The organism is Methylotetracoccus oryzae, assembly GCF_006175985.1.
GTDB classification, from domain to species: domain Bacteria; phylum Pseudomonadota; class Gammaproteobacteria; order Methylococcales; family Methylococcaceae; genus Methylotetracoccus; species Methylotetracoccus oryzae.
The window spans coordinates 64,046-83,550 of record NZ_SRSH01000022.1 but is presented as its reverse complement, the minus strand read 5'-3'; the positions used below and the strand labels follow the sequence as shown (position 1 = coordinate 83,550).

Here is a 19,505-nt window from a genome sequence, read left to right as displayed (position 1 = left end):
GCTCGTATCCAGTACCCTGACCCGCCGTCTGATCCTCTTGGCCACCATCACATCGTTCCAGACTCGTTGCTCTTCAGCAATTTTACCCCGCCACAGCCGGTCGGCACCTTTTACGACAGCCTCTCCTGGGTAGTGGGAGCGAGCCGGGAGGGCGAGACCGTCTGCGGGAGGGAACCCGCAGTCGAGCCTCCAGGGACGGATTCACGGCGAGTCTCGACCTCCCCGCCCGCTCCCGCGAGGGGGAGGCGTGAACCGTTACGTTCGAAGCGGGCTGGCGCGGCCCGCCCCGGGCGACGGCGTTTTCGGGACTTGACGTCGAAAACCGGATCAACGCCCCCGGGCGCCGCGGCGAAAAGTCCACCATTTGACGACTTCCAGCGCCGGCACGATCGAGAAGGCCGCCGCTGCGATCACGGCCCACTGGAGGCCCGTTAGCGAACCGGTGCCGAACAAAACCTGCAAGGGCGTCACATAAATCAGCGCCAGCAGCAGTGCCAGTTCCCACAGGATCGCCATGTTCAGCCACGTGTTGGTGAATGTGCGCTTGAAGATCGAACGATCGTAGGAGCGGTAACTGAAGGCCTTGAAGAATTCGGTCAGCACCAGGGCCGCGAAAACGATCGTCATCGCCATTTCGGTGGAATGTTCGGGCTGCTGCAAGGCCCAGAAGAACAGCCCCAGGTTCACGACCATGGACCACAGTCCGCCCGCGAGCATCAGCATGACGACCGGCCGCGTGAAGATACCGGCCAGCGGATCACGCGGCTTGCGGGTCATCAGCGCCGCGTCATTCGGATCCAGCGCCAGGGCCAGCGCAGGCAGCCCGTCGGTCGCGAGATTGACGTACAGAATCTGCACGGCGCTGAGCGGCATCGGAAGACCGAGCAGTGCGGCGCACGCCACCAGCCCGATCTCCCCGATGTTGGCCGCGAGCAGATACATCAGGTACTTTCGAATGTTGTTGAAGATGCCGCGGCCTTCCTCGACCGCCGCGACGATGGACGCGAAATTGTCGTCGGTCAGGATCATGGCCGCCGCCTCGCGGCTGACATCGGTACCCGTGATGCCCATCGCGATCCCGATATCGGCGCGCTTCAGCGCCGGGGCGTCGTTGACTCCGTCGCCGGTCATCGCCACGACCTGGCCGTTCCGCTGCAGCGCCTCGACCACGCGCAACTTGTGTTTTGGGGAGACACGCGCGTAAACGTCGGCCTCGCCCACCGCGTGCAGCAACTCCGCATCGTCCATCGCATCGAGTTCGCGGCCGGTCACCAAACGCCCCTGTTTCAGGATGCCGACCTCGCGGGCAACGGCACGCGCCGTCGAAGGATGGTCGCCGGTGATCATGACGACCTTGATCCCGGCCTGCTCACACATCGCGACCGCCGCCTCCGATTCCGAACGGGGGGGATCGATCATCCCGACCAGCCCGAGCAAGGTCATCCCGTGTTCGGCATCGGCGATGGTCGTATCGGTTTTTTGCGCTACCGCCAGCACGCGCAAGGCCTGGTCGGCCAGTTCGTGGGCCTGCTCCAGGATCAGGCTCCGCTGCTCCTCGTCGAGAGGCCGTTCGCCGTCGCTGGTCAATTGCCGGGTGCACGCGGCCAGGACCACTTCGGCGGCCCCTTTCGAGTAGGCGATGGTCGCGTTATCGCCAGCGCGGTGCAGCGTCGTCATCCGTTTGGTTTCGGAAGAAAAAGGGATTTCATCGAGGCGCGGCGCGAGCCGCTCGAGTTCCTTCTTTTTCAGACCGATCTTCGCCGCCGCGACCACCAGCGCACCTTCGGTCGGATCGCCCTTGATCCCGGCACGGCCCGACGCGGAAGTCACCAGTTCAGCATCGCAACACAAAGCCGCGGCCTGCAGCACCGCGTGTTCGAGCACGCTCGGCGCAACGCTCTCGCCCTTGAAGAGAGTGCGGCCGAAGGGTTCGTAGCCGGTCCCCGACAGCGTGACCTGTCGCTCTGCGGTCACCACTTTGCGCACCGTCATCTCGTCGCGCGTCAGCGTGCCCGTCTTGTCCGAGCAGATCACCGAAGTGCAGCCGAGCGTCTCGACGGCGGGCAGGCGGCGAATCAGCGCATTACGCGCTGCCATGCGGCGCGCACCGATCGCCAGTGAGACGGTCACGACCGCGGGCAGCGCTTCCGGCACAACGGCGACGGCCAGCGCAAAACCGAAGATCAGCATCTCGATCAGCGACTCGCCCCGGAGCACGCCCTGCGCGCAGATCACCACGACGATGGCCAGTGCGAACAAGGCCAGCAGGCGGCCGACCCGGTCTAGATTCTGCTGTAATGGCGTCTTGCGGACCTTGGCCTGCCCGAGCATGCGGACGACCTGGCCGAACTCGGTGTCCATGCCGGTCGCGACCACCACACCCAATCCCTTGCCGTGGGTCACCGACGTCCCGGAGAACGCCAGATTACAACGCTCCCCGATGGCCGCGCCCTCGGCCAGAACGCGTTCGGGATGCTTGCCAACCGGCGTGGACTCTCCGGTGAGCGCCGCTTCGTCGGTTTGCAGGCTGCGGGTCTCGATAAGGCGGAGATCCGCCGGCACCCGATTGCCGGTCGCCAGCCGCACCATGTCACCGGGCACCAGCAGGCTGGCGGCGATCACCGCCTCGGTACCGTCGCGGATGACGGTAGCCGTCGGGGCTGTCAGCTCGCGCAGCGCGGCGACCGCGTGCTCGGCCCGGTACTCCTGAAAGAAACCTAGCAGCACCGAGAACAGCACGATCACACCGATGACGACGGCTTCCGTGTCGTGGCCGAGAAAGGCGGAAATACCGATCGCGAGCAGCAGGATCAGCGTCAGCACATTCGCAAACTGCGACAGTAACAGCCGCAGCACCGACACCCGCCGCTGCTCCACGAATTCATTGAAGCCGTGCGTAGAGAGACGCGCCTGCGCCAACTCGGCAGACAGGCCCTGCGGATCCACATCGAGTTTCGCGAAGGTCTGCGCCACGGTCAGCGCATGCCAGGGTCTGTCGGCGTCTTGACCGTCGGCCGGAGGGCCGGAGCTCACGACATCGGAGCTCCTGTCGCTGGAGCCGCTATCGCTGGCAAGAAAAGTCTGCGGCAGCGCGCCTTTGTCGCCACGCACCCGGCGGCGACGCCTGCGGTCCCGCTTGCCTCGTTTGTGCTGCATCTGGAACGCTCTTTGGATTAGGTGGCGGCCAGCCTCGGCAGCGCGATCGAATGCGCCACAGGCGGAGCAGGGATGATTCGAACGGCGCCGCCGCCGTGCGCGGGACCTAGGCGTCGAGCTTTCGCTTCAACAACTCGTTCAGTTGCTGCGGATTCGCCTTGCCCTGCGTGGCCTTCATGGCCTGTCCGACGAAAAAGCCGAACAGCTTGTCCTTACCGGCGCGATACTGCGCGAGTTGTCCCGGGTTGTCGGCCATGATGCGGTCGATGATCGCCTCGATCGCCGACGAGTCGGTGATCTGGCGGAGACCCTCCCGCTCGATGATCGCGTCGGCAGTGGCACCTTCCTGCCACATCGTTTCGAAGACCTGCTTCGCCAGCTTGCCTGAAATGGTGTCATCCGCAATCCGCTGCAGCAAGCCCGCCAGCCTGTCTGCATCGACCCGGCTGGCGGTGATCTCAAGATTCGCCTCGTTCAAGGCGGCCGAGAGATCGCCCATGACCCAGTTGGCGCAAAGTTTCGCGTCGCACCCCGCGGACCGCACGACGGCCTCGTAGAAATCCGCAAGTTCGCGCGTCGCCGTGAGTACCTCCGCATCGTAGTCACTGAGCGCGTAATCACTGCGGAACCGCTGCTGTTTCGCATCGGGCAACTCAGGCAAGGTCGCGCGCACTTCGCCGATCAGCGCCGCGCCGATTTCGAGGGGTAGCAGGTCGGGGTCGGGGAAGTAGCGGTAGTCGTTCGCCTCTTCCTTGCTACGCATCGACCGCGTTTCGTCCTTGACCGAATCGTAGAGCCGGGTTTCCTGAACCACGGCGCCGCCGCCCTCGATCAGTTCGATCTGCCGCTCGACCTCGAAATTGATCGCGCGTTCGACGAAACGGAACGAATTCAGGTTCTTGATCTCGGCGCGGGTGCCGAAGCGACTGTCGCCCTTCCGCCGGACCGAGACATTCGCATCGCAGCGGAACGAACCCTCCTGCATGTTGCCGTCGCAGATCTCCAGATAGCGCACCAGCGCGTGCAGCTTCTTCATGTAGGCGACGGCCTCCTTGGCCGACCGCAGGTCGGGCTCCGAGACGATTTCGAGCAAGGGCGTACCGGCGCGGTTCAGATCGATGCCGGTCGAGCCGTGGAAATCCTCATGCAGCGACTTCCCGGCATCCTCCTCAAGATGTGCGCGGGTGATACCAATCGTCTTCACGGCGCCATCCACCGTGATGGTCATCTGACCGGTCGCCACGACCGGCAGATCGTACTGACTGATCTGATAGCCCTTCGGCAGATCCGGGTAGAAGTAATTCTTGCGCGCAAAGACCGACACCGGTGCGATCGTGGCCCCGATTGCAAGCCCGAACTTGACTGCCATCCGGACGGCTTCCCGGTTCAGCACCGGCAGCACACCGGGCAAACCGAGATCGATCGCACAGGCCTGGGTATTCGGCTCGGCTCCGTAGGCCGTCGCAGCGCCGGAGAAGATTTTCGATCGGGTCGCCAGCTGGGCATGGACTTCCAGGCCGATCACTGTTTCCCATTCCATAACGCGCATTACCCTGACTGAAGTTGTAGCGGTGATCGGCAGCGCGAGGGTGCTTCCCTCACGCTGCCGACGACGATGATCATGGCGGCCGCCGGCGCCTCGCAGACCCGGCGACGGGACGGAATGCCGGACGGGACGGCCGTCAGGCGCATCCTTCAGGGGCCCGCGTCTGCCAGTCGGTCACCTGCTGGTAGCGGTGCGCGACGTTCAGCAAGCGGGCCTCGTCGAAATAGTTGCCAATCAATTGCATGCCCACCGGCAAACGTCCGCAGAACCCGACCGGGACAGACATGCCGGGCAGCCCGGCCAAGTTGACGGCGATGGTGTAGATGTCGGACAGATACATCGCGATCGGATCGGCCGTCTTCTCGCCGAACTTGAACGCAACCGATGGGGCGGTGGGTCCGACGATCACATCGACCTGCTCGAACGCCTTACGGAAATCTTCGCTGATCAGGCGGCGGATTTTCTGCGCCTTCAGATAGTAGGCATCGTAATACCCGGCCGATAGCGCATAGGTGCCGATCAGAATGCGGCGCTTGACCTCGGCCCCGAAACCTTCGCCCCGCGAGCGGCAGTACAAGTCATGCAGATCCTTGGGCGCCTCGCAGCGGTAGCCGAAGCGCACGCCGTCGTAGCGGGCCAGATTTGACGAACATTCGGCCGGCGCGACCACGTAATAGGCGGGCACCGACAGGCCCATGTTCGGCAGCGAAATTTCGTGCACCGTGGCGCCGAGCTTGCGCAGTTCGTCGATCGCCTGCTGGAGCACGGTTGCGATCTCGCCGTCGAGCCCCTCCCCGAAGAACTCCTTCGGCAGGCCGATCCGCAGACCTTCCACACTTCCGCCGAGGGCGGCCCGGTAGTCCGGTACCGGACGGTCGACGCTCGTCGAATCGCGCTCGTCGAAACCGGCCATGACCTGCAGCATCAGCGCGCAATCCTCGGCCGTGCGCGCCATCGGCCCACCCTGGTCGAGACTCGACGCGAACGCGATCATCCCCCAGCGGGACACGCGGCCGTAGGTCGGCTTGATCCCGGTAATGCCGCAGAACGAGGCGGGCTGCCTGATCGACCCGCCAGTGTCGGTGCCGGTCGCACCCGGCGTCAGGCGCGCGGCGACCGCCGCGGCGGATCCACCCGACGATCCGCCCGGCACGCAGCCGGTATCCCAGGGATTGCGCACCGGTCCGTAAAAGCTGGTTTCGTTCGACGAACCCATCGCGAACTCGTCCATGTTCAACTTGCCGAGCATGACCGCACCGGCCTGCTTGAAGCGTTCGACGACAGTCGCATCGTAAGGTGCAACGAAGGAATCCAGCATGCGGGAACCGCAGCTCGTGCGCACGCCCTGCGTGCAGAAGATATCCTTCTGGGAAATCGGTATGCCGGTCAGCGGGCCGGCATTGCCGGCAGCGAGCCGGGCGTCGGCAGCCCGCGCCTCGGCCAGCGCCTGTTCCGCGGTCACCGTCACGTAGCAATTGAGCCCGGGGTCGAGCCGTTCGATCCTCTGCAGGAAGGCCTGGGTCAATTCGAGGCTGCTGAAACGGCCGGCACGAAGTCCTTCGGCCAGTTGCGCGATGGTTGAGTTATGCATGTCCGGAGACTTTGAGTTAACGCGAAGCCTCCGGCCCGGTGGCACGTGCGAAACGCCGTTTCGTCACGCCGGGACCGAAGGGCGGACGGCAGGTCATTCGATGACTTTCGGCACCAGATAGAGCCCAGCCTCGACGGCAGGCGCCTGCTGCTGGAACCGTTCCCGCTGGTCGGACTCGACCACCTCGTCCGGACGCAGTCGCTGCGACTGATCCAGGGGATGGGCGAGCGGCATGGCGCTGCCCGTGTCGACAGCGTTCATCTGCTCGACGAAGTCCAGGATGCCCGACAGATCCCTGGCATAATCCGCGACGCGATCGTCATCGATCGACAGCCTCGCCAACCAGGCAATGCGCTTTACAGCTTCGGAATCCAGCGACATGAATGCACCCCGTTACATGGAGTGCGATATCATAACCGATCTGTCGCCCACCGCTTAAACCGCTTTCCGGCTCGACCGGGTTAATGTCACGGAGCACCATGTTCAAACGGCTGAGAGGCTTTTTCTCCAACGACTTGTCGATCGACCTAGGCACGGCGAACACGCTGATCTACGTCAGAGGCCAGGGCATCGTCGTCAACGAGCCTTCGGTCGTCGCGATCCGCGAGGATCGGGCACGCGGGTCGAAGTCGATCGCAGCGGTCGGCGCCGCAGCGAAACAGATGCTGGGACGCACACCCGAGAACATCACCGCGATCCGCCCCCTTAAAGATGGTGTGATCGCCGATTTCACGGTCACCGAGAAAATGTTGCAGTACTTCATCAGCAAGGTGCACAGCAACAAATATCGCCTGTTTCGCCCCAGCCCGCGCGTGCTGATTTCGGTACCCTGCGGTTCGACCCAGGTCGAGCGGCGCGCCATCAAGGAGTCCGCTGCCGGCGCCGGCGCGCGCGAGGTCTATCTGATCGACGAGCCGATGGCAGCCGCCATCGGTGCCGGACTCCCGGTTCACGAAGCGCGCGGATCGATGGTGCTCGACATCGGCGGCGGCACCTCCGAAGTCGCGGTGTTATCACTGAACGGTATCGTTTATTCGGCCTCGGTCCGCACCGGCGGGGACCGGCTGGACGAGTCGATCGTCAGCTACGTGCGCCGCAACTACGGGATCATGATCGGCGAGGCCACGGCCGAACGCATCAAGCAGGAAATCGGCACGGCCTATCCCTCCAGCGAAGTCCGCGAGATCGAAGTGAAGGGACGAAACCTCGCCGAAGGCGTTCCGCGCAGCTTCGTGCTGAACAGCAATGAGATCCTCGAGGCGATACAGGAACCGCTGTCCGGTATCGTCGGCGCAGTCAAGGCCGCCTTCGAACAGACGCCACCCGAGCTCGGCTCCGACGTCGCCGAACGCGGCATCGTGCTGACCGGCGGCGGCGCACTGCTGACCGACCTCGACCGACTGATCGCCGAGGAAACCGGTTTGCCGGTCATGATCGCCGACGATCCGCTGACCTGTGTTGCCCGTGGCGGCGGGCGCGTGCTGGAACTGCTGGACGAAAAGGGGCCCGGCGCGTTCTCCCTGGAGTGACGCGATCCATTCGACGTCACGACGGCATACGGCCACCGCGCTGAGGGGAGCGTCCGCCATCAAACCCATTTTCCGACGAAATACCTCGCTACATCTGCGGGCGCTGGTGCTGGTGTTGGCTGCCTGCGTGCTGCTGGTCGCAGAACGCAAGGGCCTGGCCGTTCCCTTCAGGTCCGCGCTGACCTCGCTCGTCTACCCGGTGCAGCAAGCGGTCAGCGTCCCGACCCGCCTCGTCAGCTCGGCGCGAGAGGCGTTTTCCAGCTATGCCGACCTGTTCGCCGAAAATCAGCGACTCCGCGACGAAGAGCTGATCCTCAAGACGCGGCTGATGAAGTTCGCAACACTGGAACAGGAGAACATCCGGCTGCGCGGGCTGCTCGAGACGTCGTTCAAGGTCGGCGAACAGATGCAGATCGCCGAAGTGCTATCGGTCAACCTGTTCCCGTTCGAGCAGGTGCTGGTGGTCAACAAGGGTGCGCGTTTCGGCGCCCACGTCAGCCAGCCGGTGTTCGGCGCGACCGGCGTCGTGGGGCAGATCGTACGGGTCAGCCCGGTCAGCGCTGAGGTCCTGCTGATCACCGACAGCAATCACGGCATCCCGGTCCAGGTCAATCGCAACGGACTGCGCACCGTGGCAGTCGGCACGGGTCAACTCGACCAACTCGCACTCCCCTACCTCAGCGGCAGCGCGGACATCCAGCCTGGCGACCTTCTCGTCACATCGGGCATGGGCGGGATTTTCCCACCCGGCTATCCCGTGGCGACCGTCACCGATATCGCGGCGCAGGGCAGCCCGTTTGCCAAGGTGGTTGCGACGCCGGTGGCGCGACTGGACCGGCTCCGCGAGGTGCTGCTGGTCTGGAGCAAAGCGGACCCGGTGCCACGGGTACCCGAGCCGCCGAGCGCTGCCCTGGGCGGGGCAATGCATACCGAGGCCTCCGCCGCGAACAGCCATGACACGCGCACGCGGTAGCCTGGGTATCCGGTGGCTCGCTGCAGTCAGCCTGCTCCTCGCGATGATGTTGCGGATCCTGCCGCTGCCGTCCAGCCTGGCGACCTTCAACCCTGACTGGGTGCTCTTGTTTCTGATTTCGTGGGTGCTGTCGACCCCGGGTCACATCGGTCTGGCGACCGCCTGGATCGTCGGCCTGTTCACCGATGTGCTGACGGCACGGACGCTCGGACAGCATGCACTCGCCTACACCGCGGTGATCTACGTGTGCCAGCGAATCCAGCCGCGGCTGCGGTTCTATCCGCTCGTCCAACAAAGCCTGCTGGTCGCGCTGCTACTCAGCGTCAGCCGTTTCCTGGTCTTCTGGACCCAGAACGGCAGGGGTCCGGAGATCACCGACAACGCTTACTGGCTACCGATCGTCAGCGGACTGCTGGCGTGGCCGCTGGTACAGAACTCGCTTGATCTGCTGCGCCGCCGTTTCGGCGCTCACTAAGCAGGCCTCCGAAACATGCGCGGCGGACGCCGGTCGACGGCGATCAGCGACGGACTGCGAACCCGGCACACGCCGTTCGATAGCCGTATGTTCCTGTCCCGCATCGCGTTGTGCGTAATCGGCATGCTGCTGGCTACCGGCCTGCTGGTTGCCCGCCTCGTCTACCTGCAAATCGTCGGGCAGGAGCATTACGCGACACTGTCCCGCGACAACCGCATCCGGATCTCCCCCCTACCCCCGAACCGGGGCGTGATCTTCGATCGGAATGGTGAGGTGTTGGCGGACAACATCCCGACCTACAGCCTTGAAGTCGTTCCGGTGCGAGCCGGCGATCTCAAGCGGGTCGTCGCCGATCTGACCGAACTGCTGGGATTGACCGAAGACGAGTTGCAGCGTTTCAACTCGACCCTGCGCCGCTCCAAACCCTATGACCGCATCCCCCTGCGACTGCAGCTCAGCGAAGAAGAAATTGCTCGCTTCGCCGTGCGCATGCCGCGCTTCCCCGGCGTCGAAGTGAGAGCGCACCGCGTCCGAACCTATCCCTACGGCAACCTGACCTCGCATGTGGTCGGCTACGTCGGGCGGATCAGTCAGGCCGAGATGGACCTGCTCGACCGCTCGGCTTACAGCGGCACCTTGCACATCGGCAAGAGCGGCATCGAAAAGAGCTACGAGACACTGCTGCACGGCAGCGCCGGCTACGAGGAAATCGAAACCGACGTGACCGGTCGCCCGTTGCGTTCGCTGGGCTCGGTCGCACCACTGTCTGGCAACGATCTGACCCTGTCGCTGGACATCAAGCTGCAAAAGGTCGCCTACGATGCTCTCGGCGAGCACTCCGGGGCCGTCGTAGCACTGGAACCGGCCACCGGCCGCATCCTCGCGATGGCCAGCAAACCCTCCTTCGACCCGACGCCCTTCGTCAACGGCATCTCGCGCAAGGCCTACGAACTGCTGCAACAGGATCCCGAGCGGCCGCTATACGATCGGGCGCTGCGCGGCCTGTATCCACCGGGCTCGACCGTGAAACCCTTCGTCGCGATGGCGGGGCTGGAAGCAGCCAAACTCAATCCGGCCAAACGGGTGTCCTGCCCGGGCTGGTATTCGCTGCCCGGCTCGTCGCACCGGTATCGCGATTCCTTTCGGCGGGGGCATGGCGCCGTCGATCTCCGTTATGCGGTCACTTCATCCTGCGACGTCTATTTCTACAAGCTGGCCGTGTACATCGGCATCGACAAGCTGCACGACTATATGGAGCGCTTCGGCTTCGGCCAGAAGACCGGGATCGACCTGGACGGCGAAATGCGGGGACTGTTCCCCTCCCGCGAATGGAAGCGCCGGGTGCGCAAATCCGACTGGTCGCTCGGCGAAACGGTCATCTCCGGCATCGGGCAAGGTTATGTGCAGGCCACACCACTGCAACTCGCGCGCGCGGCTGCCATCATGGCGAATCGTGGACAGGTGGTGACCCCGCGCCTGGTCGATACGGCGCGCGCCGGCGGCAAAACGCGTGACCCACACGCCGACGACCCCCGCCCACCCGCGATCGAGGCCGACCCCAAGCATTGGAAGCTGATCGTCGATGCGATGGTCGATGTCGTGCACAGCGGCCGCGGCACGGCTTCGCGCATCGGTGGCGGGCTGCCGTTCCGGATCGCGGCCAAGACCGGCACCGCGCAAGTATTTTCGGTCGGCCAGCGACAGAACTACCGGACTATGAAGGTGAAAAAGAAGCTGCGCGACCATGCGCTGTTCATCGCCTTCGCACCGGCCCAGGAACCGAAGATCGCCGTGGCCGTGGTTGCCGAGAATTCCGGCTTCGGGGGGAAGGTTGCGGCGCCGATCGCGCGCGCGCTGATCACCCACTATCTCCAGGTACCGCCATGAAGTTCGACAATAGCGTGCTGAACGTGAAACTGGCGGCAGCGCGCCCCAACCCCTGGACGAACCGCCTGCACCTGGACCTGCCCCTGCTCGGTGGCCTGATCGCCCTGATGGGGCTGGCCTTCGTGATCCTGTATTCCGCCTCGGGCCAGGATCTCGACGTGCTCTTGCGCCAGGGCGGCCGACTACTCCTCGCACTGGCGATCATGCTGGCCCTGGCGCAAGTCCATCCGGATCACATCAAGGCTGCCAGCCCCCTGCTGTTCGGCCTCGGCGTCCTGTTGCTGGGCGCGGTGCTGGTAATCGGCGATATCGGCAAGGGCGCACAGCGCTGGCTCGACCTCGGTGTATTCCGCTTCCAGCCGTCGGAACTGATGAAGCTCGCAACGCCGATGATGCTGGCCTGGTATCTGTCGGAAGCCGGGCTGCCGCCCCGCTGGCCGACGGTGTTGATCGCCGGACTGTTGATCGTCGTCCCGGCCGCGCTGATCGCGAAGCAGCCGGACCTCGGCACCGCGATGCTCGTCGCGGTAGCCGGCAGCGTAGCGCTGTTCCTCGGCGGTATCGGTTGGGCCTATCTGCTGGCACTGGCCGTAGTGCTCGGGGCGACGCTGCCGATCGGCTGGTTCATGTTGCACGACTACCAGCGCGACCGGGTGTTGACGTTTTTGAACCCGGAGGCGGACCCGCTGGGACGCGGCTACCACATCATCCAGTCGAAGATTGCGATCGGCTCCGGCGGCATCTACGGCAAGGGCTGGCTGCACGGCACGCAGGGCCAGCTGGAGTTCCTGCCGGAACGCTCGACCGACTTCATTTTCGCCATCCTGGCCGAGGAGTTCGGTCTGGTCGGCTGCGTCGCCCTGCTGGCCGTTTACCTGTTCATCCTGGGACGCTGCCTGCAAATCGTGACCCAGGCGCAGGATACCTTTTGCCGGCTGCTCAGCGGCGCGCTGACAGTCACGTTCTTCGTCTACGTGTTCGTCAACATCGGCATGGTCATCGGTATCCTGCCGGTCGTCGGCGTACCGCTGCCACTGGTCAGCTACGGCGGTACCTCGATGGTGACGCTGATGGCAGCGTTCGGCATCCTGATGTCCATCCAAACCCACCGGCGGCTGTTTCCGGTCTGACCCCAAGGCAGCGCACCGCCAACCTCGTCGCCGGCCGCCGCAATACCTCTGTGCGGCATCCCTCTGCGAGCCGAAAGCGCGGCAACGCGCCGGCACCCGGCCGCGCGTGCTAACATAGGATTCTTTTGCACAATCCGTACCTTGACATGGCAAGAGCAGTTCCTTCCCTCGCGCGTTGGCTCCTGATCGGCGTGGCGCTGTGGTTAACGGTCGCGTCGACGAACGCGGCCGAGAATCCTCTCCCGATTCCCTCCCCGCCCGAGCCGCCTGCCAAGGCCTACCTGCTGATGGACGCGAACAGCGGTCGGGTGCTGGCAGAGCGCAATGCGGACGAACGACTCGAACCGGCCAGCCTGACGAAGATCATGACGGCCTACGTCGTATTCGAGGAAGTCAAGAAAGGTCATATCAAACTCGACGACTTGGTCACGGTCAGCGAGAAGGCCTGGAAGACCGAGGGCTCACGGATGTTCGCCAAGGTCGGCGCACAGATCTCGGTCGAGAACCTGCTCAAGGGCATGATCGTGCAGTCGGGCAACGATGCCAGCGTGGCGCTGGCCGAGCACGTCAGCGGCGACGAAACGGTCTTCGCGCAGATGATGAACCAGCATGCCGAGCGCCTCGGCATGAAGAACACCCACTACAAGAACAGCATGGGACTCCCCGATCCGGAGCACTACGCCACGGCCCGCGACCTGGCGCTGCTGTCGGCCGCGCTGATCCGGGATTTCCCCAATTTCTATGAATGGCATTCGATCAAGGAGTTCGAATTCAACGGCATCAAGCAGCCGAACCGCAACCGCCTGCTGTTCACCGACCCCACCGTCGACGGCGTCAAGACCGGGCACACCAAGGGCGCCGGTTACTGCCTGGTCGCATCGGCGCTGCGGGACAACATGCGCCTGATCTCGGTGGTGCTGGGCACGGCCAGCGACAAGGCCAGGGCGGACGCGAACCGCGCGCTGCTCGACTACGGCTATCGCTTCTTTGAAACAAAGACCGTGTATAAGGGCGGCGAGGCACTGGCCAAGGCACGAATCTATAAGGGCGAGGCAAAGGAACTGCCGATCGGTCTCGCGCAGGACTTCTACGTGACGTTCCCACGCGGCCAGTTCAATGCCGTCAAGTCCAGCCTGGATATCGCCGGTTTGTTCGTCGCGCCAATCAAGCAGGGCGACGCCGCAGGCACGGCCAAGGCGACCCTGAACGATCAGGTCGTGGCCGAACGCCCGCTGGTCGCGCTGCAGACGGTCGAGACTGGCGGGTTCTTCCGCCGGATGGCCGACTCGGTCGCGCTGTGGTTCAAATAGGCGAGGCTACCGAACGTGCAACTGGACAATTCCACCGTTTACCTGAACGGTACGTTTCTGCCGCTGAGCGAAGCCAAGGTCTCCGTGATGGACCGGGGCTTCCTGTTCGGCGACGGGGTTTATGAAGTCATCCCGGTCTACGGCGGTCAACCGCTGCGTTTGGCCGAACATCTGGCGCGTCTCGCCAACAGCCTCGCCGCCATCCGCATGCAGCCGCCGCTGACGGCGGAAGACTGGTCCGCGATCTTCGCCCGGCTGATTCAGGGCGGACATGACCAGTCGATCTATCTGCAAATCACGCGCGGCGCCGCGCCGAAGCGGGACCACGCCATCCCGCCGGACATCGAGCCGACCGTGTTCGCGATGTGCACGCCGATCGCACCCTTGCCGACCGAAGGCATCCGGGCCGTGACGGTAACCGACATTCGCTGGCTGCGCTGCGACATCAAGGCCATCACGCTGCTCGCCAATGTGCTGCTGAAGCAGGAGGCGATCGACGCCGGCACGACCGAGGCCGTGCTGATCCGCGACGGCTTCGCCGTGGAAGGGGCGGCCAGCAATCTGTTCGCCCTGATCGACGGCACCCTGGTCACGCCGCCCAAGGGGCGTGAGCTGTTGCCCGGGGTTACGCGCGATCTGGTCCTGGAACTCGCGCTCGAACACGGCGTCCCCGCCGCGGAACGCCCGATTGCCTTGACCGAATTGAAGACCGCCCGGGAGATCTGGCTGACCAGTTCCACGCGCGAAATCATGCCGGTCATCGAACTCGACGGCGCACCGGTCGGAACGGGAGCCCCCGGCGCTCTGTGGGAACGCGTGCAGGCTTACTACCGGGCTTACAAGGAAACGCTCCGCGGCGACTCATGACGGAACAACCGGCCTCGGCTTCCCTGCTGACCTTCCCCTGCGATTTCCCGGTCAAGGTCATTGGTCGCAAGGAGCCAGACTTCGAGAGCAGCGTGCTGGCGATCTTCCGGCGGCACGTGCCAATGCTTCCGGACGAGGCCGTATCGACGCGCGATAGCGGCGGCGGCAAGTTCACCGCGCTCACGGTGACGGTCACCGCGACCAGCCAGGAACAACTGGATGAGCTGTACCGGGAACTCAGCCGAACGCCGGCGGTACTGATGGCCTTGTAGCGGCTCGGCTTGCCCGGTAAGCCGGATTGAACGAGCAGAGGCTGCCGGTGGTTCCGTCGCTGAGCGACCGACAGCCGAGGAAGAACCGACTCAGCCGAACGAACCCGGATCACCGAGCCCTGTGGAACAGTCAGAAGCCGAAAACATCAGCAGCGAAGAAGTCCTGCAGCATCACCTGGAGGAGGTGCTCGAGCTGCTGAACAAGCAGACGCTGGAAGAGACCATCGTTCGGCATCAGCCGATGCCACACCACGATCTGGTCGAGACCATGCTGCACCGGCAGCACCAGGCGGCGCTGAAGCAGAAGCTCGACCAGCTCCATTCGGCCGACATCGCCTATATCCTCGAAGCCCTGCCGCTGCGCGAGCGACTGACCGTCTGGAATCTGGTCAAGTCCGAGCTCGACGGCCAGATCCTGCTGGACGTGTCGGATGCGGTCCGCGAGACGCTGATCTCGGATATGGACCCGGAAGAGCTGCTCACCGCAACCGAACAGCTCGACACCGACGAAATCGCGGACCTCGCGCCGGATCTCCCCGAGGAGGTCATGCTGGAGGTGCTCAAGCACCTCAACGAGGAAAACCGCGCGCGGCTCGAATCGGTCCTGGCACGCGAAGAGGACACCTGTGCCGCCCTGATGGATTTCGGGATGGTCACGATCCGCGAAGACGTCAAGCTCAGTGTCGTGCTGCGCTACCTCCGCCGGCGCGGCGACCTGCCCGAACACACCGACAAGCTGTTCGTCGTCGACGAGAACAACGTGCTGCGGGGCGTGCTGTCACTGCGACGTCTGCTGGTCAACAGCCTCGACGCCTCGGTCGGCGAGGTCATGTCGCGGGAGGTCGTCTATTTCCACCTCGATGACGACGCGGCCGACGCGGCCCGGGCTTTCGAGCGCTATGACCTGCTGTCGGCACCGGTCGTCGACAGCGAGCGCCGATTGCAGGGACGCATCCGGGTCGATGCGATCGTCGACTACATCCGCGAATCGTCGGACGAGGAGCGCCTGGCACAGGCCGGGCTGCAGGAAGAGGAAGACCTGTTCTCCAGCATCTGGAAAAGCGCCCAGAACCGCTGGATGTGGCTAGGCATCAATCTGATCACGGCGTTTGCAAGCACGCGGGTCATCGGGCTGTTCGAGGACACGATCGTCCGAATCGTCGCGCTGGCGTCGCTGATGCCGATCGTCGCGGCGATCGGGGGCAATACCGGCAACCAGACCAGCATCCTGATCGTGCGGTCGCTCGCCCTGGGATTGATCAACAAATCGAACATGAAGCGGCTGATCCTCAAGGAGATGGCGATCGGATTGATGAACGGCATCGTCTGGGGCGGCGTGATCGGCGCGGTCGCCTATCTGCTTTACCGCGAACTCGACCTGAGTCTCGTGATGGCCGCGGCCACGCTCCTGAATCTGCTCGTCGCCGCAATCATGGGCATCTCGATTCCCCTGGTGCGCGATGCGATGGACAAGGATCCCGCCGTCGGCACCAGCGTGCTGCTGACCGCGGTAACCGATGGCGCGGGGTTTTTCATCTTCCTGGGACTCGCGACCATCTTCCTGGTCTGAGGCCTTGGACGTTCTTATCCGCCAGTTCGGCGTCGAAGACTACGCAACCGTCTGGGACGCGATGAAGCGCTTCACGGCTGAGCGCACGCCCGCGACACCGGATGAACTGTGGGTGCTGGAGCATCGTCCGGTCTATACCCTGGGCCTCAATGGCGACCCCAGCCACGCGATCGCACCACTGTCCGCGCCCCTGGTCCGCTCGGATCGAGGCGGCCAGATCACCTATCACGGCCCCGGACAGCTGGTCATCTACGCGTTGATCGATCTCGCACGCCGCGGCCTCGGCGTCCGCGCGCTGGTTTCGGCCCTCGAGACCAGCGTGATCGGGCTGTGCGCCCAATACGGACTGCGCGCGGAAACCCGTCGGGGCGCCCCCGGCGTGTACGTGGCCCGCAGTAAGCTCGCCTCACTCGGCTTGCGCGTCCGGCGTGGCTGCAGCTACCATGGCCTGAGTCTGAATGTCGACCTCGACCTGTCCGCCTTCGATGCCATCCACCCCTGCGGCTATCGGGGACTGCCGGTGACCAGCCTTACCGCACTCGGCATTCCCGTGCGTGTCTGCGAGGTAACCGCCCCCCTGCTACTCGGCCTGATCACCGAACTCCACCTAGACGGACCCGCCCCATGACCGACGCCAAGACACTGCACGCGCCCTCCCGGCACCAACCGGACACGCATCAGCGCGGCACCGAAAAGCTGTCGCGGATCCCGGTCAAGGTCGTCCCGGCCGAGGCCCCGTTGCGGAAACCCGCTTGGATCCGGGTCCGGGCCACCACCGGCGAGAACGCCACCCGCGTCAAGAAACTGCTGCGCGAGCACGCCTTGCATACGGTGTGCGAGGAAGCGGCCTGCCCGAACCTGAACGAGTGCTTCAGCCACGGCACGGCCACGTTCATGATCCTCGGTGACATGTGCACCCGGCGCTGCCCGTTCTGCGACGTTGCCCATGGCCGACCCGTTCCGCCCGACCCGGACGAGCCCGCCCACCTCGCGCAGAGCATCCGGACGCTCGGCTTGCGCTATGTCGTGATCACCTCGGTCAACCGAGATGACTTGCGCGACGGAGGGGCCGGGCATTTCGCAGCCTGTATAGAGGCCGTCCGCGCGGCCAGCCCCGCGACGCGCATCGAGATCCTGACCCCGGATTTCCGGGGCCGCGTGCCGGCGGCGCTCGCGTGGCTCGGCCGGCAACCGCCGGATGTGTTCAATCACAATCTGGAAACCGTGCCGCGTCTGTATCGCGCGGTGCGACCGGGCGCCGACTACCGCGTCTCGCTGGAACTGCTGCGCGACGTCAAGGCGCTGCTGCCGGCGGTACCGACCAAGTCCGGACTGATGCTGGGCGTCGGCGAAACCTTCGACGAGATCGTCGAGGTGCTGAAGGATTTGCGCGCCCATGGCTGCGAGATGCTGACGCTGGGACAGTATCTGCAGCCGAGCCCGGCCCACCTGCCCGTACTGCGCTACGTCCCGCCCGAAGAATTCGACCGGCTCGGCGCGATCGCGACCGAACTCGGCTTCACGAGTGTCGCAAGCGCCCCGATGGTTCGCTCATCTTACCACGCCGACCTGCAGGCGGCACCGTTGCTTGAACCCGGAACCGATGCGGCGCCGGCACCCGCACATTGAGCCGCGGGTGCCGGCGGCAACCCCCCGGCACCGCAGCCCTATGCCTTGCTGATCGACTGCGCGATCAGCGGGATCGCCGGCGCTTTATCTCGCCAGCACGCCGGCCATCGCAGCGCGCCTCGGTAAACTCATCCTCTCGCCACCCCCGCTCCCCGAAGACGCGCCGCCAGCCCAGGCGATCGTCGTAATCGGCGGCGGGCTGCGGCCTTGAGCGCCGGAGTTCGGCGGATGCGCTCTGTCCCCCCTGTCCCTGGAACGGATTCGTTATGCGGCGATGCTGCACCGGCGCAGCGGACTCCCGATTGCCGTCAGCGGGGGCCGTGTGGAGGCCGCACCGGCTTCGGAAGCCGACCTCATGGCCTCGGCGCTAACCGAGGAATTTGGAGTGAATGTGGCATGGCGGGAGACGGCGAGTCTCGACACGGCAGGCAACGCGCGGCTGTGCCGGGCCCTACTGCATCCTGTCGGCATTGTGCGGATCGTGCTGGTGACCCACGACTGGCACATGCGGCGTGCCGCAGCGGCCTTCGGCCAAGCCGGGTTTTCCGTGGTTCCGGCCGCCATTGGGTTCTACCTGCCGCCGCGGGCAGCCTTCGGCCGCTGTGACTGGAAACCGAATGCGACCGCTTTGCAGCGGACCGGCCTGGTGCTGTACGAACTGGCGGCCTGGTGGTGGTACCGCTGGGGCGGCTACCTTCCGGACCAAGTCTGGTTGTTTCGCTACTTTCAGACGTGCCGAGAGAACCGCCTGAGGCGGCGGCTCAATCGTCGTGGGGCCCGAAGGAAGTGAACGGAAAAGGCATCCGTTCCGTGTTGTAGGCCATGAACAGCATCATCTGGTAAATCCAGGTCGACAGCGCATGCCCCCAGCGTTGCCCGCGCTCGGTCACGCGACCGGTGAACAGATGCGCCAGGAACTGGAATGCGACGACGGCCCACAACAGCAACCGCACCACCCCGAACAGCGCGAAGCACAGCACCATGAAGATCAGGCGCAGAAAGGCATTGGTCTCGATGTGGGGATCTGGCGGGGTCGATGTATTCATGACGATGCGCACTGAAAGGAAAGTCGGCTCTTGCGGAGCGCAGCAGCGCGAGGAAGCCCGCGCCGGCGTCGAGAGGCGCAACGATGCCGCGCCGGACCGCGGCTGTCAAGCGATCGCGCAGGCCGAGTTCTCTGTCTTGACGAGAAGGCGGGGAGGGCTATCCCGCCGCCGTTTCCGTCGGCGCCGTTGCTCCAGCCACCGCAGCAACTCCGGCCGCCCCGTTGTGCACCCCCTGCTCCGCTCGACTCTGCGGTAGACCATAGCCGGAGGCTGATCCGCCTCCACTGGCATTACCGCGGAGTGCAGCGACGCCCCACCCTCGTTTCCACCCACTGCGGCGGGTCCTTCGTCTCACCATTTCTTGGGCATTTGCCAACCTCGGTGCGGCGTATAACACAGAACGACGGACACCCCGCGCCTCCCTGCAACACGCGTCGAACCTTAGCTCCCTGCCCCGCAGGCCGCATCACGGGCGGACCCCGATAGCCCGACACCGAGCGCCAGTATTTGCGCTGTCCGCTGGC

Annotated in this window: 17 protein-coding genes; 12 read left to right on the top strand and 5 right to left on the bottom strand. The window is 64.8% G+C overall.

What is annotated here, in order from left to right:
* Positions 1 to 327: 327 nt before the first annotated feature.
* From BWR02_RS18375 to gatC, 4 genes are all read right to left on the bottom strand, one after another.
* Complete coding sequence (locus BWR02_RS18375; protein WP_139559361.1) at positions 328 to 3,156, bottom strand: cation-translocating P-type ATPase; 2,829 nt, start codon at positions 3,154 to 3,156, stop codon at positions 328 to 330.
* A 106-nt stretch (positions 3,157 to 3,262) separates the two neighbouring features.
* Positions 3,263 to 4,696 (bottom strand): Asp-tRNA(Asn)/Glu-tRNA(Gln) amidotransferase subunit GatB, encoded by a 1,434-nt coding sequence (gene gatB, locus BWR02_RS18370; RefSeq protein ID WP_139559360.1) that lies wholly within the window; start codon positions 4,694 to 4,696, stop codon positions 3,263 to 3,265.
* A gap of 142 nt (positions 4,697 to 4,838) precedes the next feature.
* On the bottom strand, positions 4,839 to 6,293 hold the full coding sequence (gene gatA / locus BWR02_RS18365) for an Asp-tRNA(Asn)/Glu-tRNA(Gln) amidotransferase subunit GatA (protein WP_139559359.1): 1,455 nt from the start codon (positions 6,291 to 6,293) through the stop codon (positions 4,839 to 4,841).
* A gap of 93 nt (positions 6,294 to 6,386) precedes the next feature.
* On the bottom strand, positions 6,387 to 6,674 hold the full coding sequence (gene gatC / locus BWR02_RS18360) for an Asp-tRNA(Asn)/Glu-tRNA(Gln) amidotransferase subunit GatC (RefSeq protein ID WP_139559358.1): 288 nt from the start codon (positions 6,672 to 6,674) through the stop codon (positions 6,387 to 6,389).
* Positions 6,675 to 6,772: 98 nt separating this feature from the next.
* On the opposite strand from gatC, the gene BWR02_RS18355 reads away from it, so the two are divergent.
* From BWR02_RS18355 to BWR02_RS18300, 12 genes are all read left to right on the top strand, one after another.
* Positions 6,773 to 7,822: a rod shape-determining protein gene (locus BWR02_RS18355; protein WP_139559357.1), complete on the top strand. Its 1,050-nt coding sequence runs from the start codon at positions 6,773 to 6,775 to the stop codon at positions 7,820 to 7,822.
* 4 nt (positions 7,823 to 7,826) lie between these two features.
* On the top strand, positions 7,827 to 8,795 hold the full coding sequence (gene mreC / locus BWR02_RS18350; protein ID WP_328591533.1) for a rod shape-determining protein MreC: 969 nt from the start codon (positions 7,827 to 7,829) through the stop codon (positions 8,793 to 8,795).
* The gene (gene mreD / locus BWR02_RS18345; protein ID WP_139559356.1) at positions 8,776 to 9,270 is read left to right on the top strand and encodes a rod shape-determining protein MreD; all 495 of its coding nucleotides are present in this window, start codon (positions 8,776 to 8,778) and stop codon (positions 9,268 to 9,270) included. The genes mreC and mreD overlap by 20 nt, the downstream gene beginning before the upstream one ends.
* Before the next feature lie 15 nt (positions 9,271 to 9,285).
* Complete coding sequence (mrdA, locus tag BWR02_RS18340; RefSeq protein ID WP_139559355.1) at positions 9,286 to 11,157, top strand: penicillin-binding protein 2; 1,872 nt, start codon at positions 9,286 to 9,288, stop codon at positions 11,155 to 11,157.
* A complete protein-coding gene (gene rodA, locus BWR02_RS18335; protein ID WP_139559354.1) occupies positions 11,154 to 12,287 on the top strand; it encodes a rod shape-determining protein RodA in 1,134 nt (377 codons plus the stop codon). Before mrdA ends, rodA begins: the two co-directional genes overlap by 4 nt.
* A gap of 146 nt (positions 12,288 to 12,433) precedes the next feature.
* Complete coding sequence (locus BWR02_RS18330) at positions 12,434 to 13,597, top strand: D-alanyl-D-alanine carboxypeptidase family protein (protein WP_139559353.1); 1,164 nt, start codon at positions 12,434 to 12,436, stop codon at positions 13,595 to 13,597.
* 15 nt (positions 13,598 to 13,612) lie between these two features.
* Positions 13,613 to 14,464, top strand: a complete 852-nt coding sequence (locus tag BWR02_RS18325) for a D-amino acid aminotransferase (RefSeq protein ID WP_328591532.1) — start codon at positions 13,613 to 13,615, stop codon at positions 14,462 to 14,464.
* Entirely contained in the window at positions 14,461 to 14,736 is a 276-nt protein-coding gene (locus BWR02_RS18320) for a YbeD family protein (protein ID WP_139559352.1), read from the top strand. The genes BWR02_RS18325 and BWR02_RS18320 overlap by 4 nt, the downstream gene beginning before the upstream one ends.
* A gap of 121 nt (positions 14,737 to 14,857) precedes the next feature.
* The gene (gene mgtE / locus BWR02_RS18315) at positions 14,858 to 16,306 is read left to right on the top strand and encodes a magnesium transporter (RefSeq protein ID WP_236102407.1); all 1,449 of its coding nucleotides are present in this window, start codon (positions 14,858 to 14,860) and stop codon (positions 16,304 to 16,306) included.
* Between the two features lie 4 nt (positions 16,307 to 16,310).
* Positions 16,311 to 16,934, top strand: coding sequence for a lipoyl(octanoyl) transferase LipB (gene lipB / locus BWR02_RS18310; RefSeq protein WP_139559351.1), 624 nt, complete (start codon positions 16,311 to 16,313; stop codon positions 16,932 to 16,934).
* On the top strand, positions 16,931 to 17,935 hold the full coding sequence (lipA, locus tag BWR02_RS18305) for a lipoyl synthase (protein WP_139559350.1): 1,005 nt from the start codon (positions 16,931 to 16,933) through the stop codon (positions 17,933 to 17,935). The genes lipB and lipA overlap by 4 nt, the downstream gene beginning before the upstream one ends.
* Positions 17,936 to 18,170: 235 nt before the next feature.
* A complete protein-coding gene (locus BWR02_RS18300) occupies positions 18,171 to 18,725 on the top strand; it encodes a YdcF family protein (RefSeq protein ID WP_268921428.1) in 555 nt (184 codons plus the stop codon).
* Here the strand turns inward: BWR02_RS18300 and BWR02_RS18295 are convergent.
* The gene (locus BWR02_RS18295; RefSeq protein WP_139559348.1) at positions 18,697 to 18,981 is read right to left on the bottom strand and encodes a DUF4389 domain-containing protein; all 285 of its coding nucleotides are present in this window, start codon (positions 18,979 to 18,981) and stop codon (positions 18,697 to 18,699) included. The genes BWR02_RS18300 and BWR02_RS18295 overlap by 29 nt on opposite strands.
* Between the last annotated feature and the right edge of the window lie 524 nt (positions 18,982 to 19,505).

Coding starts and splice junctions, on each gene's coding strand:
- BWR02_RS18375 (WP_139559361.1), bottom strand. CDS start 3,156: ATGCAGCACAAACGAGGCAAGCGGGACCGCAGGCGTCGCCGCCGGGTG.
- gatB (WP_139559360.1), bottom strand. CDS start 4,696: ATGGAATGGGAAACAGTGATCGGCCTGGAAGTCCATGCCCAGCTGGCG.
- gatA (WP_139559359.1), bottom strand. CDS start 6,293: ATGCATAACTCAACCATCGCGCAACTGGCCGAAGGACTTCGTGCCGGC.
- gatC (WP_139559358.1), bottom strand. CDS start 6,674: ATGTCGCTGGATTCCGAAGCTGTAAAGCGCATTGCCTGGTTGGCGAGG.
- BWR02_RS18355 (WP_139559357.1), top strand. CDS start 6,773: ATGTTCAAACGGCTGAGAGGCTTTTTCTCCAACGACTTGTCGATCGAC.
- mreD (WP_139559356.1), top strand. CDS start 8,776: ATGACACGCGCACGCGGTAGCCTGGGTATCCGGTGGCTCGCTGCAGTC.
- mrdA (WP_139559355.1), top strand. CDS start 9,286: ATGCGCGGCGGACGCCGGTCGACGGCGATCAGCGACGGACTGCGAACC.
- rodA (WP_139559354.1), top strand. CDS start 11,154: ATGAAGTTCGACAATAGCGTGCTGAACGTGAAACTGGCGGCAGCGCGC.
- BWR02_RS18330 (WP_139559353.1), top strand. CDS start 12,434: ATGGCAAGAGCAGTTCCTTCCCTCGCGCGTTGGCTCCTGATCGGCGTG.
- BWR02_RS18320 (WP_139559352.1), top strand. CDS start 14,461: ATGACGGAACAACCGGCCTCGGCTTCCCTGCTGACCTTCCCCTGCGAT.
- lipA (WP_139559350.1), top strand. CDS start 16,931: ATGACCGACGCCAAGACACTGCACGCGCCCTCCCGGCACCAACCGGAC.
- BWR02_RS18295 (WP_139559348.1), bottom strand. CDS start 18,981: ATGAATACATCGACCCCGCCAGATCCCCACATCGAGACCAATGCCTTT.